Genomic DNA, 13,864 nt, shown 5'->3' on the forward strand with positions numbered 1-13,864 from the left:
GCCCGATCAATAAAATTGAACCGGCGCCTGATGGCGCCGGTTTTTTTTGGCTTATGCCTTATGGCTGGTGTCACTGCTCGGTGGTTGGGGAGCTGCCCATGTAGTGGTGGGGGCGCTGTAGTCCATCACCTGATACCAGTCGAGCTTGCGGGTCAGCATCATGATCAGCGCCAGGGTGGCGAACAAGAGCAGGGCGCCGAGCAGCAGAGCAATCTCTTCGGCCTGCAGCAGGCTGTAGAGGATGGCATAGACCAGCCCGAGCAGCGCTGCGAAGCCGATCCCCTGTTTCGGGCCACCCAGCACATGGCTGAGGTAGAAGCCGTTGAGCAGCACGCTGGCCAGCGCGGCCACCAGATAGGCCCAACCAAAGCCGAGGTGTTCGGTCAGTGCCAGCAGCACCAGATAGAAGATGGCCAGCCCCATGCCCACCAGCGCGTACTGGATCGGGTGGACCCGCAGCCCCTTGAGCAGCTCGAACATGAAGAAGCTGATAAAGGTGAGGCCGATAAACAGCAGGGCATATTTGGCCGCCCGTTCGTTGAGCTGATAGTGATCCACCGGCTGCACCAGACTGACGCTGAAGGTGGAGAGATGGCTATCGCCCCCGTTCATCATCCGGTTGAAGCGGGTCTCCATGTCGCTGGCGAACCAACTGGTTTGCCAGTTGGCCTCAAACCCTTGTGGGCTCAGGGTGCGACTACCCGGCAGAAAGTCACCGATAAAGTTGGGATGGGGCCAGTTGCCCGCCAGCTGCAGGGTGCTCTCCTTGCCCAGCGGCACTATGTCGAGGGCGTTCATCCCCTGTAGATTGAGCTCCAGATGGAAGGTGCCATCCTGCTGCAGCAGGCTGTCGAGTGGGGCATGGATACCCGCCAGCGCATCACCGAGGCGGGCGCCGGGGGCAAACGGGATCCGCTGTGTGCCGAGTTGCAGTTCGGGGACGCTGTTGATACCGCGGGCATCGGAGAGCACCAGGCTCAGGTAGGGTTTGCCCGCCACCAGCTCGGCCGTTTCACCGAGTGGTGAGGTCGCGTCATTCAGCAAACTCTGCCGGATGGGCAGGCGGCCCGAGAGGGAGAGCCGGGTCTGATAGACCTGCGCCTGATAGATGCCCAGCTTGCGCGGGGTGACCTCCATGTTGGCCTTGATATCCAACTGCTCCGGCAGCAGGTAGCGGTAGATCTGCTCCTGACGGACGAAGCGCTTGCCCTCCTGCTCGACCGTCACCGAACGGGTATAGGGCTGCACGATAATAGGCCCCATCAGCCGTTGCGGGCCGCTGCTGCTGGCCATGATGCTGTGAATGGCCTGACTGCGGTAAGCCTGACGCTCCCGGTTGAGCTCCATGATGGATTGCACCGGCACCATCAACAACAGGCTGAGCAACAGCAGCAGAAAGATCTTGTGGGTGAATATCTGTTTGACCATGACACGTCTCCTTGTTGGATGGAGCGAGTCTGTCAGTCCGGCGTGAAGTGGTGATGGGCTTGTGTGAAGTGGCGGTGAACTGTTGAAAAACGGCGCCATCAGGCGCCGCGGGATTGTTCAGGGGCGGGAGCGCACCAGTCGGGCGGCTTGTGCGAAACGATCGGTGTGGCCGTCGATGAGTCCGTGCATAAAGTCGATGTAATAGACCAGTTCCGGCATCTCCTCAATGGAGCTGGAGGTCCAGTAGGGGGCTGAATTTTCCCCGTTGTCATGGATATCGGAGAAGAAGCGCGGGTCTGTCATTGGCATCCGGCAATCTTCGTCGAGCAGGGTGAAGAGCTCCTCGATGGTGGGGAGTCGCCACCCCTCGCCAAGGCGGGCAGCTTCATCCTTGGCTTCAAGCAGCGTCAGCAGGGCCGGTGTGCCCACGCACCCTTTCCCCTCCTGCCACTGGCTGCCCAGACTGCACGCCTGCCATTCGAGGTGGTTTAGCCGATCATGGATGACTTCTCCCTGCTGTGTCAGGCGGTCGGAGAGATCACAGGCAGCCAGCGCCATGCTGGCCGGAAGCCAGAGCAGCAATAGAAATGATTTCATGTTTGTCTCGTTTACGAATGGCGGTCAGCCCGTCGCTGGTGGGCTGACCGTGGTTATCGGGGTTTATCTGGCGGGAAGCGAGCTCACTGCTTTTTAAGTTGTGCAGGCAGGGCAGCCAGCACCTCTTCTTTCGCTTTGAGGGAGGCGAACTGCTTGCCGGGCTTTTGCACCACGGTATGGACGAAGATCAGCTGTTTGCCCGGTTTGCTGGCCCAGCCGACGAACCAGCCGATCTGCTGATCGCGGTTGAGGCTGCCATCCAGCTTCTTCAGGTAGCCCATGCCGGTTTTGCCGTGGATCTGCCAGCCGTCGATCTCGCTCACCTTGAGGATATTGGCGGTGTACTGCAGGGTCTGCGCCGAGACCGGCAGCTTGCCGCTCAGCATCTTGCCGAGGAAGCGAGCCTGCTCCTCCGGACTGATGGCGAGGCTGGAGCTGAGCCAGGCCTGGGTCAGGCCGTCATGTTTGCCCGGATTGCCGGAGAGATCCCGGTTGCCGTAGTCGAAGCGGTCGACGTATTGCTGGAAGCGCTCCATCCCCAGCCATTCGGTGATCTGCTGGGAGAACCAGACCACCGAGTAGGTTTCCCAGCGGCGCGGGGTGGTGGTTTCACGCCAGGCGGGCAGCCAGCCGTCATAGCTCGGTTTGTAAGGCAGTGCCGGATGCTCTTCATCCACCAGATAGCCGCTGTCGTAACCCATCAGCGCGAGCGGGATCTTGAAGGTGGACGCGGGTGGCAGCTGGCTGGAGCAGTCCCCTTCGCTGGAGAGGGTCTGGCCGTTGCCGTCAGCATAGAGAAAGCAGCCGCTGGCGGCGGAGGCAGGCAGGGCTGCGAGCAGACCGGCAGCCAGCAGGCTGGAGAGAAGCAGGCGGGACATAGCATTTCCTTGAGCAAATGGATGAGAGAAAGCGGCAGTCTAATGCCGCTTTGTGTGGGGAATGTGAAGTTGCGGGGGACTAGGCGAACGGCAGCCAGAGTTCCGCCAGCGCGCCCCCTTCCGGCCGGTTGCTCAGGGTCAGACGGCCGCCATGCTGGTGGGCTACTTCATGGGCGAAGCTGAGCCCCAGACCGCTGCTCTTCCCCTTGTCCGGTCGTGGCAGGGAGTAGAAGCGCTCGAAGATGCGCGGCAGGGCGTAGTCGGGAATGCCGAGGCCGCTGTCGGTGACCCGAAAACAGTAGCCCTCCTCCTGCTGGCTGCCGCTCAGGGTGACCTGCCCGTTGGCGGGAGAGAAGTCGATGGCGTTGTCCAGCAGGTTGCCGATGGCCTGCTCCACCAGCAGCGGATCCCACTTCTGTTTCGGCGCGCTGGCCAGCTCGGCCACCAACTCGACCTGACGGCGCTGGGCAATGATCTGGCGGGCGTCGAGGGTGCGCTTGCCCAGTTTTGCCGGTTCCACCGACTGGCGATCCAGCCCCTGCCCCGACTCCAGCCGCGCCAGTTGCAGCATTCGCTCGATCAGCTGCTGCATGCGCGCGGTTTCCTGATTGATGTTGCCGATAAACCGTTTGGCAACTTCGGGGGGCGGCGTTTCGGCCAAAATCTCCCCTGCCCCGCGAATGGCGGCCAGCGGGCTCTTCAGCTCGTGGGTCAGGCTGTGCACATAGGCTTCGATGTAGCTTTTGCCATCGAGCTGGTGGCGCATGGTCTCCAGCGAGCGGCCGAGCCGATCCAGCTCGACGGTGTGCAGCCGTGGCAGCGGTGCCGCCTCCCCCTTGCTGACCGAGTCGGCGTAGTGCACCAGCTTGCCGATGGCGCGGTTTAGCCACCACACCAGCAGGCTGCCGATCAGCAGCGAGATGAGCAGCATCTGGCCGCCGGCCCGCAGTAGCTCCTGTTCCCCGCGCTCGATGGCTGGCATCAGGGTGCGATTGGGTTTGGCGACGGTGAGGGAGCCGATGATCTCGGCCCCTTCCCGCAGTGGTGCCGCCACATACATGGTCGAGCTGGCGGCATCATCGGGATCGGTGCGGGTGCTGCGGGCGCCATATTGGCCGCGCAGGGTGCGGTAGACATCGTTCCAGCGGGAATAGTCCTTGCCCTGATCCGTGCCGTCGGAGTCGTAAATCACCACACCTTGCCGGTCAGTGACATAGATGCGGTACTCCGCCTGCTGCTTGAGGTGGCCATCGATCATCGCATTGATGGGATTCTGGTTGAGGCGGGCGAAGGCGCTAGCCAACCGCCCGTTCATCATATTGCCCTCTTGCAGATCATCGAGGGCGAGCGGCGCCAGCAACTGGGTCATGTCTACCAGAGTATCCTCGGTGGCGCTGCGCACCCCGGGTTTTATCTCCTCGACGAAGATCTCCAGCACGAACCAGGCGGCCAGCGCGAAGATCAGCAGCAGGCCGCACAGCAGTTGCAGCCCGAGTCTCATGCCAGCTCCAGGCTGTAGCCCAGCCCGCGGTGGGTGAGGATCAGGTTGGCCTCGGGATCATGTTCGCGCAGCTTGGCGCGGATGGTCTTGATATGGGTATCGACGGTGCGATCCAGACTCTCCTCCGCATCCTGCCACACCAGATCCATCAGCTGCTGGCGGGAGTAGACCCGCCCCGGCGCCAGCATCAGGGTCTTGAGCAGCAGATATTCGTAGCGGGTGAGGGCCAGCGGCTGGCCGCGAAAGTGAATGCGGGCCCGCTCTTCATCCAATACCAGCAGGGCGCTGGGCTGGGGGGCGACGGGCTGGCTGCGGCGCAGGATGACCCGCACTCGGGCACACACTTCCCGTGGCGAGAAGGGTTTGGCCACATAGTCGTCGGCACCGATCTCCAGCCCGATCAGCCGGTCTATCTCCTCGCTGCGGGCGGTGAGGAACATCAGGGGAATATCGGTCAGCGCCCTCACCTGCTTGCAGAGTTCGAAGCCGCTGATGTCGGGCAGCCCCACATCGAGGATCAGGAAGTCGGGTCGCGTCTGTTCCAGTCGTGTCAGCAACTGTTGGCCCAGCATGAACCACTCCACCTCGAACCCGTCGGTCTGCAGGGCGTAAATCAGGGTGTCGGCGATGCTGGCCTCATCCTCCACCAGCCAGATGACTCTCTTTTGCATGGCATCCTCGTCGCAAATTGGCACCCCATTCTGGCATCGAACCAAATCGGATCCTATTTGCTGTTTTATTTTTCCGAAAAAGGGGCTAATATTTCGATGTTCTTTCGAATCGAAACTTAAAAATGACCAAACGTAATACTCAACAACGCCGACACACCATAGTGACCCTGGTACAAGAGCAGGGTGAAGTGAGCGTCGACGCCCTCGCCAAACACTTTTCTACCTCCGAAGTGACTATCCGTAAAGATCTGGCGGTACTGGAGACCGGTGGTCTGCTGCTGCGCCGTTACGGTGGTGCTGTCCCTTTGCCGAGCGAGATGGTGGTCGAGGCCAATCCCGAACAAGTTTCGAACCGAAAGTTAGCCATTGCCCGTGCGGCGGCCGAGCGGCTGCGTGATCACAACCGCGTCATCATCGACAGCGGCAGCACCACCAGCGCCATGATCCCCATGCTGGGCAACAAGCGCGGCCTCATCGTGATGACCAACTCCCTCAATGTGGCCGGTGCCCTGCGCGAGCTGGAAAATGAGCCTACCCTGTTAATGACCGGTGGCACTTGGGACCCTCACTCCGAATCCTTCCAGGGGCAGGTGGCGGAACAGGTGCTGCGCTCCTACGACTTTGACCAGCTCTTTATCGGTGCCGACGGCATCGACCCGGAGCGTGGCACCACCACCTTCAACGAGCTGGTGGGCCTGTCGCGGGTGATGGCAGAGGTGTCGCGGGAGGTCATTGTGATGGTCGAATCGGAAAAGATCGGCCGCAAGATCCCCAATCTCGAACTTCCCTGGTCGAGCATCCATACCCTGGTGACCGACGAGGGGCTGGCCAGCGAGGCCAGAGAACAGATTCAAGCCCAGGGGGTGACGCTTATCTGCGCCCCGGTCACTTGCTGACATCGAGCTCTGAACCATCCAACTGACTTTACGATTTGCATCTCAAGGAGAAGTGTATGTGTGGCATCGTCGGGGCTGTCGCCCAACGTGATGTGGCTGAAATTCTGGTAGAGGGCCTGCGCCGTCTGGAGTACCGCGGTTATGACTCCGCCGGTGTGGCCGTGTTCAGCGCCAACCAGCCGTTGCAGCGGGTTCGCCGTCTGGGCAAGGTGGCCGAGCTGGCCAAGGCGCTCGACGAGCAGTCCGTTCACGGTGGTACCGGTATTGCCCATACCCGCTGGGCCACTCACGGCGAGCCCTCCGAGCGCAACGCCCACCCCCACGTTTCCGAGCATATCGTGGTGGTGCACAACGGCATTATCGAGAACCACGAAGAGCTGCGGGAAGAGTTGAAGGCGCTGGGCTATGTGTTCAACTCCGACACTGACACCGAAGTGATTGCCCATCTGGTCCATCACGAGCTGAAGAGCGCCGGCAGCCTGCTGGCCGCCATGCAGACTGCGGTGAAGCAGTTGCGCGGTGCCTACGGTACCGTGGTGATGGACAGCCGCGACGACAGCCGCGTGGTGGTGGCCCGCTCCGGTTCACCGCTGGTGATCGGCCGCGGTATCGGCGAGAACTTTATCGCCTCCGACCAGATGGCGCTGCTGCCGGTGACCCGTCGTTTCATCTTCCTGGAAGAGGGTGATGTGGCCGAAGTGACCCGTCGCGATGTGCATATCTTCGATACCAACGGCAACGCCGTGGTGCGTGAAGAGCAGGAGTCCGAACTCTCCCACGATGCCGGTGACAAGCGTGAATACCGTCACTACATGCTCAAGGAGATCCACGAGCAGCCCAAAGCGATCACCAACACCCTGGAAGGGCGTCTGGGCAGCGATCACGTGGTGGTCGAATCGTTCGGTAACGGCGCGCGCGCCATCTTTGACAAGGTGGAGCACGTGCAGATCGTCGCCTGTGGCACCTCCTATCACTCCGGCATGGTGGCTCGCTACTGGTTCGAAGAGATCGCTGGCGTCTCCTGCGATGTGGAGATCGCCTCCGAGTTCCGCTATCGCAAATCGGTAGTGCGTCCCAACAGCCTGCTGGTGACCCTCTCCCAGAGCGGCGAGACCGCCGATACCCTGGCGGCGCTGCGTCTGGCCAAGGAATCCGGCTACATGAGCTCGCTGGCTATCTGCAACGTGCCGGGCTCCTCGCTGGTGCGTGAATCGGATCTGGCCTTTATGACTCGCGCGGGGGCAGAAATTGGGGTGGCCTCCACCAAGGCATTCACCACCCAGCTGGCTGGCCTGCTGATGCTGGTGGCCTCCGTCGGTCACTGCCGTGGCCACCTGAGCGCCGCCGCCGAGGCTGAACTGGTCAAGGCGCTGCAAGCCCTGCCGCTGCGTATTAAAGAGAGTCTGGCGCTGGCCAAGGATATCGAAACCCTGGCCGAAGAGTTTGCCGACAAGCAGCACAGTCTGTTCCTCGGCCGTGGCAGCCAGTACCCCATCGCCATGGAGGGGGCGCTCAAGCTCAAAGAGATCTCCTACATCCATGCCGAAGCCTATGCCGCTGGTGAACTGAAGCATGGCCCGCTGGCGCTGATCGATGCCGAAATGCCCATCATAGTGGTGGCGCCGAACAACGATCTGCTGGAAAAGCTCAAGTCCAACGTGGAAGAGGTGCGCGCCCGTGGCGGTATCCTCTATGTGTTCGCCGATGCCGACACCGGCTTCAAGAGCGACGAGACCATGCGGGTCATGAACCTCAACCATGTGGAAGAGGTGATTGCCCCCATCGTCTATACAGTGCCGCTGCAGCTGCTCTCCTACCACGTTGCCTTGATCAAGGGCACTGACGTTGACCAGCCGCGCAACCTGGCAAAATCGGTGACCGTTGAGTAAGTCACTCTCTCAAATGACAAAGAGCCGCAATTGCGGCTCTTTTTGTTGCTGCTGAGGGGTTACGACAGCCGCAGGTTGGTGATGGTGACCTCGTCGAGGGAGGGCACTATGATGCCGCTGGTGATCCCTTTGGCGATGGCCTGACTGCGGTTCTTTGAGTCGGTCTTGTTGGTCACCTGGGTCAGGTGAAAGTTGACCGTCCGCTCACTGATGCCGAGGATGGTGGCGATCTCCCAGGAGGTCTTGCCCTCGCTGGCCCAGAACAGGCACTCCTTCTCCCGATCCGACAGTTCGGTCAGGTATTTCATCATATCAGGTCTGCTTTTGATCAGTTGCAGCGCGGAGTTGAAGATATAGCTGGCGCAGAACGACAGCAGCGGGACATTTTCAAACATCAGGTCGGAGTTGGATTTCTCCTTGGTGATGAATGAGAGGATGCCGTGCTCCCCCTGCGGGGTGTGCAGCGGAAAGGAGACGCCATTGCGTACCCCGAAATCGGCGGCCAGGTTCATCACGTCGCGGCTGGCGCTGGGCAGCCAGGGCGAGTCGCAGTCGAGCTTGTTCCAGAAGATCGGCTGGGTCTGTTTCAGCCCCAGATAGACCACCGGGTCCTGGGTCAGATACTGGTTTTCGCTATAGGCGTCAAACCAGGTGGTCGGACAGTTGTTGAACAGTGCCACGTGGGATTTTTGCATGCTGATGGGGAAAATAATCAGCAGCCGAAAGTAATCGAAGCCCATTTGATGACTGAAGCGCTCCAGCAGTTGCTGGATATCACTGGTTTTTGTTGCCTTGGTGAACTTGTCGATATGTTCCCAGATCGCATCGTTGAGCATTACTTTCTCCTTTTTCGATCTCTATCACACTGATCGAAAAGATTTTTTATCGTTATTTATATTTGTGCGGTGGCTATTGGAGCCACTTATTCCGTGCGTGCTTAAAAATTATCCTTTTTTTGTGCATAAAGGCCAAGAAAATCCTCTCGTTGCCAGTCCGCCCTGCATTTGAGATAATGATAATAGTTATCATTAGTAAGATGTATTTCAATGAACAAATTATGGGGTGTGGCCCTGCTGCCACTGTCAGTCCACTTTGCTGCCATCGGGGATGAGCTGGTTGCTCCCGCCCTCAAGAACAGCATAGCTGCCGGGAAAGCCTCCCAGCAGCGGGTGGAAAAAGCCGCCGATGCCGCCGTTGCCGCACGACTGGAGCTGCAAAATGCCCAGCTGCAACTGCGTGACCTCGAAGCCTACAACCGCTACATGCAATCTCTGGTGGCCGATCAGCAAAATGAGCTGGGGAAATTGAGCCAGCAGCTGGAAGCGGTGCAAGAGACCCGTCAGGGCTTAATCCCGCTGATGCTGCAGATGCAGGCAGATCTGGAACAGCTGGTGCAAAACGACATCCCGCTGCGCAAGGAAGATCGGCTGGCGCGGGTTGAACAGTTGAAAGCGACCCTGGCCCGCGCAGACGTTAGCGAGGCGGAGAAATTCCGTCAGTTGCTGCAGGCCTATCAGATTGAAGCCGAGTACGGCAGCCGGATGGACAGCTATTCCACCGAGCTGGAGCTGGATGGTGCCCCGCGTCGGGTCGATGTGCTGGCGCTGGGCCGGGTCTCCCTGCTGGCAATGACGGCCGATCGCAGTCAGGCATGGCGCTGGTCTGCCGAGGCGAAGCAGTGGCAAGCCCTCGATAGCCAGTGGCTCTCCCCCATCGCCGAGGCGATGGATGTGGCCGCCGACAAGAAAGTTCCCCAGTTGCTCAATGTCCCCCTCTCTGTCAGCCGCAGTCAGGAGGCCCAATCATGAGAGTCACCATGAAGTGGTTCCCCCTCCTTATTGCCCTCTCCTGCGGTGCCAATGCCGCTGTCGCCGATGAGTGGCAGCAGCAGGAACAGGCTCGTGAACAGCAGGCTCAGCAAGATCTGGCGACCGTTGCCAAGGAGCTCGGCACTGCCCGCGCCAGACTGGCCGAGGCCCAGCGCCTGAGCAAGGAGCTGGCCGGCAAGTTCGCCAGCAACGAGAAGCAGCTGGTCGAGCTTAACGCCCAGTGGGAGCAAGCCTCCGGCGATATGAACGAGATCTTCGCGGTCACCCGTCAGGGCGCCAGCGATGCGGTCAAGCTGCTGAGCGAATCCGCCGTCGAGGGCCAGTACCCGGAACGTCTCGCCCCGCTGAAAGCCATGGCACAGGATAAACAGGTGCCGGATCGCGCCGCCCTCGCCCTGCTACCCGCCACGCTGCTGCAGGAGATCCGCGAATCTGGCCGGATTGCTCAGTTCAACGGCAAGGTGCTCGATGCCCAGGGGGCTGCCAGCGAGCAGTCGCTGACCCGGGTTGGCAGTTTTGCCCTGCTGGGGAGCGAAGGCTTCCTGCAACCGACCGCCGAAGGCTTGAGCCCGGTACTGGGTCTGCCCGGTAGCGTGCTCTCTGCCGTTGCGGCTTATCAGGGTCAGGAAGGGGAAGCGCTGCCGCTGGATCCTTCGCATGGCACTCTGCTGGCGATGCTGGCACAGGCGCCCACCTTCTGGCAGCAGGTACAACAAGGTGGTCAGGTCGGCGCCATTATCGTGCTGTTGGCCGCCATCGGTTTGGGTATCGCTGCGGTACGGCTGTGGAGCCTCTCCCGCGAACTGGGTCGGGTGCGCCGCCAGCTCAAGAGCGGCGAGTATCACGCCGACAACGCCCTCGGCCGGGTGCTGACGGTGGCGGACAAACACCCCGAGCTGAGCATGGAGACCCTCGAGCTGCGTCTTGATGAGGCGATCCTGCAGGAGACTCCTCGCATGGAGCGCGGCATCGGCATGGTCAAGGTAATCGCGGCCATCGCCCCCATGCTGGGTCTGCTCGGTACCGTAACCGGGATGATCGGCACCTTCCAGGCCATCACCCAGTTTGGCACCGGCGATCCCAAGATCATGGCGGGTGGCATCTCCATGGCGCTGGTTACCACGGTACAGGGTCTGGTTGCGGCCATTCCGCTGATCCTGGCCCACAGCCTGCTGCAATCGCGCTTCACCGAGCTTTCCAATGTACTGGAGCAGCAGGTAGCCGGCATTCTGGCCGAGCGTGCCGAGAGCAATAACAACGGGATGGAGCGAGCCGCATGATGCTCGACATCTGGCAACAGCTGCAGAGCTTCATGGGCCGTGGCGGTCCGGTGCTCTGGGTCATTCTGGCCCTGCTGGTGCTGATGTGGATTTTGATGATCGAGCGGCTGCTCTACCTCAATCTGGGGTTCGGCCCGTTGCAGCAACAGCTGCTCGGCCGCTGGCAGGCTCGCCGCGAGCGCCACAGCTGGCACGCCCGGGCAATCCGCAGCCGCTGGCTGGCCGAGGCCGAGCTTGAGCTCAACCGTCATCTGATCTTCATCCGCACCCTGGTGGTGCTCTGCCCCATGCTGGGGTTGCTGGGCACTGTGACCGGCATGATCGGCGTATTCGATGCGTTGGCTGCGGCCAACCGCTTTAACCCGGAGAGCATGGCGGGCGGGATCTCCCGCGCCACTATCCCCACCATGGCAGGCATGGTGGTGGCGCTCTCCGGCGTGTTGTTACTCAGTCGGCTCGAGAGTCAGGCCAAGCGTGCGCTGGCCAAGACCCGGGACGGCCTGCGAGAAGAGAAGGTAATGCAATGAGACGGCAATCCAAACGCCAGCGTGACGAAGTGCAGATCGACATGACCCCCATGCTGGATATCGTGTTCATCATGCTGATCTTCTTTATTGTCACCACCTCCTTCGTGCGCGAAGCCGGGCTTGAGGTACACAGACCTCAGGCCAGTCAGGCCAAGGCGCAGAAATCTTCCAGCATCATGCTGGCGATCGGGGCTCAGGGTCAGATCTTCCTCGACCGCAAGCAGATCGATGTGGAGCGGGTGCAGGCCACCATCGCCCGTCTGCTGGCGGAGCAGCCCGATGCCAGCCTGGTGATCCAGGCCGACGAACGAGTGCCCCATGGCAAGGTGGTGCGGGTGATGGATGAGGCCAAGGCGGCGGGTATCGCCAATATCGCCGTGGCGGTGGCGCCGAAATGAAATACAAGCTGATGAGCCTGGGGCTGGGGATCGCCCTCAGTCTGGGCATCCTGCTGTTCATGGCCACGCTGGTTGAACCGCCCCGGGGCGAGAAGGTGGCGAGCGAACAGAAGCCCATCGTCATCAATATGCAGAACGAGGTGACCGAGGTGCAGGTACGCGAGCGTCCGGTACCGCAGGAGCCCGAGCCTCTGCCAGAGCCTCCCGCGGCATTGGCCTCGACACCGCTGCCGATGCCTGCCGCGGCCCCCTTGGCGGCCGTTGAGCCGAGTCTGGATCTGGTTTCCAGCCTCAGCGCGGTGCAGGTCTATGCCCCCGGAGTGGCGACCAGTACCGCACCGGTATTGAGTGGCAACTACCACGGCCAGCAGCAGGGAGCGGGTATCGGCGCAGGTGACATGCTGATGCCGCTGCAACGGATCGAGCCGGTCTACCCCTATCGTGCCCAGCAGTCAGGGATCGAAGGATTCGTCACCCTGCGCTTTAGCGTGAATGCCGAAGGTGGCGTGCAGGATGTGGAAGTGGTCGAGGCCAAGCCCAAGCGTCAGTTCGAGCGGGCGGCCATTCAGGCGATCAACAAGTGGCGCTATCAGCCGAGACCGGGCGCTACCGACAAGCTGGTGCAAGTCATCACGCTCAAATTCAAACTGGAGTCATAACTATGTTGCGGATCTGGATCTGTCTGCTGGCCCTGGTCGGCCAAGCCTGTCTGGCGATGGAGGTCAGCCCTCACTTCTCCCGTCAGCTTGAACCCGTGATGAAGCTCTATCAGTCCGGTCAGTGGCAACAAGCCCAGAGCAAGGCATCCGGCCTCAAGCCAAATAGCGATGCCGAGCGTGCCTGGCTGGCGCAGCTGCAAGCCTCGCTGGCGGCCAATCTGCAACAGACCGCCCAGGCGAGCCGTTATGTCGAACAGGCCCTTGCCTATAAAGAGTGGCCCGAGCAACAACAGCTCCAGCTGCTGCGACTGCGCGGCGATATTCAGGCCCAGCAATCCAACTGGTCTGGCGCCATCGCCAGCTACAAGGCGGCACTGGTACTCAAACAAGACGATGGGCTGCGCCTGCGTCTGGCCGGCCTCTATTACCACAACAAGCAGTACGGTGACGCCGCCAGTCAGAGCGAACAGTTGTTGAAGAAGGGTTGGCAGAAGCAGGCCGCCATTATTCGTCTCTCTGCTCTCACCGCTCAGCAACGTTATGGCATGGCTGCCGATCAGGCGGCCGAGTTGATCAGCCACGAACCCAAAGAGAGCAAATGGTGGCAGCAGGCGGTATCGCTCAACCTCTCCGCCAAACGTGGCGATCAGGCGTTGGCTCTGCTGCAAACAGCTATCGACAGAAAACTGATGGATGATGCGTCTGCCCGCAATCAGCTGATCCGCCTCTATGCCTGGCAAGGGCTGCCTTATCGTGGTGCCCGTCTGCTGGAAGCGGCCATGGCCAAGGGACAGATGAAGCAAAGTGCTGAAAACCACCAACTGCTGGCCCAATTGTGGGAAGGTGCCCGGGAGTGGTCACAAGCGGTCGATAGCTGGCAGTTGCTCGCCAACCAGCATGGTCAGCCCAAAGCTGCCATGCGCGCCGCCGAACTGATGCTGCAACAGGGCAAGACTGATGCTGCCATGATCCAGCTCGCCGCCATCAAGTCGGTAAAAGGCGAGCAAGGCAATCGTGCCAAAGCGCTGCTGGTGCAGGCACACCTTAATAAGGAGCAGTATGCCCAGGCGCTGGAACTGGCCCGTGAGCTGCAGCAGCAGGATAACTGGCAGCAGAAGGCAACCAGCTGGGTCAACTATATCCGGGCACAAAGCGAAGAATTGAGCAAAAAAGCGGCGTAAAAGAGGTGCCAAGGGGCTGTTTTGGGGCGTTCAGTTCGCTTTTTCAGCAAACGAACGCATTTTTGCAAAAAGCCCTTGTCATCCCGGCGCGGCTCCCTATAATGCGCCCCTACCAGCACGGCGGAACACG

The 13,864-nt window shown here is 60.9% G+C and carries 14 protein-coding genes; 8 read left to right on the forward strand and 6 right to left on the reverse strand.

Features of this window, described 5'->3' with window-relative positions:
- Positions 1–51: 51 nt before the first annotated feature.
- From creD to blrA, 5 genes are all read right to left on the reverse strand, one after another.
- Positions 52–1,428, reverse strand: coding sequence for a cell envelope integrity protein CreD (creD, locus tag I6L34_RS10835; protein WP_127008006.1), 1,377 nt, complete (start codon positions 1,426–1,428; stop codon positions 52–54).
- Positions 1,429–1,545: 117 nt separating this feature from the next.
- Positions 1,546–2,025, reverse strand: coding sequence for a DUF1566 domain-containing protein (locus tag I6L34_RS10840; protein WP_216956818.1), 480 nt, complete (start codon positions 2,023–2,025; stop codon positions 1,546–1,548).
- Positions 2,026–2,108: 83 nt separating this feature from the next.
- Positions 2,109–2,903, reverse strand: a complete 795-nt coding sequence (gene blaOXA, locus I6L34_RS10845; protein WP_216956820.1) for an OXA-12 family class D beta-lactamase — start codon at positions 2,901–2,903, stop codon at positions 2,109–2,111.
- Positions 2,904–2,982: 79 nt separating this feature from the next.
- Entirely contained in the window at positions 2,983–4,404 is a 1,422-nt protein-coding gene (gene blrB, locus I6L34_RS10850) for a beta-lactam sensor histidine kinase BlrB (RefSeq protein ID WP_216956822.1), read from the reverse strand.
- Entirely contained in the window at positions 4,401–5,075 is a 675-nt protein-coding gene (blrA, locus tag I6L34_RS10855; RefSeq protein ID WP_013724228.1) for a beta-lactam response regulator transcription factor BlrA, read from the reverse strand. Before blrA ends, blrB begins: the two co-directional genes overlap by 4 nt.
- Positions 5,076–5,197: 122 nt before the next feature.
- Between blrA and I6L34_RS10860 the strand changes: the two genes are divergently transcribed.
- Both I6L34_RS10860 and glmS read left to right on the forward strand, forming a co-directional pair.
- The gene (locus I6L34_RS10860; protein WP_005339356.1) at positions 5,198–5,971 is read left to right on the forward strand and encodes a DeoR/GlpR family DNA-binding transcription regulator; all 774 of its coding nucleotides are present in this window, start codon (positions 5,198–5,200) and stop codon (positions 5,969–5,971) included.
- 56 nt (positions 5,972–6,027) lie between these two features.
- Complete coding sequence (glmS, locus tag I6L34_RS10865; RefSeq protein ID WP_216956824.1) at positions 6,028–7,860, forward strand: glutamine--fructose-6-phosphate transaminase (isomerizing); 1,833 nt, start codon at positions 6,028–6,030, stop codon at positions 7,858–7,860.
- A gap of 59 nt (positions 7,861–7,919) precedes the next feature.
- Here the strand turns inward: glmS and I6L34_RS10870 are convergent, their stop codons facing one another.
- Complete coding sequence (locus tag I6L34_RS10870; RefSeq protein ID WP_005357256.1) at positions 7,920–8,696, reverse strand: LuxR family transcriptional regulator; 777 nt, start codon at positions 8,694–8,696, stop codon at positions 7,920–7,922.
- A 210-nt stretch (positions 8,697–8,906) separates the two neighbouring features.
- On the opposite strand from I6L34_RS10870, the gene I6L34_RS10875 reads away from it, so the two are divergent.
- The 6 genes from I6L34_RS10875 to I6L34_RS10900 are packed head-to-tail and all read left to right on the forward strand — an operon-like array spanning position 8,907 to position 13,734.
- Entirely contained in the window at positions 8,907–9,668 is a 762-nt protein-coding gene (locus I6L34_RS10875) for a DUF3450 domain-containing protein (protein ID WP_058056522.1), read from the forward strand.
- Entirely contained in the window at positions 9,665–10,969 is a 1,305-nt protein-coding gene (locus I6L34_RS10880; RefSeq protein ID WP_058056521.1) for a MotA/TolQ/ExbB proton channel family protein, read from the forward strand. Before I6L34_RS10875 ends, I6L34_RS10880 begins: the two co-directional genes overlap by 4 nt.
- Complete coding sequence (locus tag I6L34_RS10885; protein ID WP_041210456.1) at positions 10,966–11,496, forward strand: MotA/TolQ/ExbB proton channel family protein; 531 nt, start codon at positions 10,966–10,968, stop codon at positions 11,494–11,496. Before I6L34_RS10880 ends, I6L34_RS10885 begins: the two co-directional genes overlap by 4 nt.
- On the forward strand, positions 11,493–11,894 hold the full coding sequence (locus I6L34_RS10890) for a biopolymer transporter ExbD (RefSeq protein WP_005339369.1): 402 nt from the start codon (positions 11,493–11,495) through the stop codon (positions 11,892–11,894). Before I6L34_RS10885 ends, I6L34_RS10890 begins: the two co-directional genes overlap by 4 nt.
- Positions 11,891–12,553, forward strand: coding sequence for an energy transducer TonB (locus I6L34_RS10895; RefSeq protein ID WP_005339371.1), 663 nt, complete (start codon positions 11,891–11,893; stop codon positions 12,551–12,553). The genes I6L34_RS10890 and I6L34_RS10895 overlap by 4 nt, the downstream gene beginning before the upstream one ends.
- A 2-nt stretch (positions 12,554–12,555) precedes the next feature.
- Positions 12,556–13,734 (forward strand): lipopolysaccharide assembly protein LapB, encoded by a 1,179-nt coding sequence (locus I6L34_RS10900; RefSeq protein ID WP_058056520.1) that lies wholly within the window; start codon positions 12,556–12,558, stop codon positions 13,732–13,734.
- The last annotated feature ends 130 nt before the right edge of the window (positions 13,735–13,864 follow it).

This window comes from Aeromonas sp. FDAARGOS 1404 (genome assembly GCF_019047085.1).
GTDB lineage: Bacteria > Pseudomonadota > Gammaproteobacteria > Enterobacterales > Aeromonadaceae > Aeromonas > Aeromonas veronii.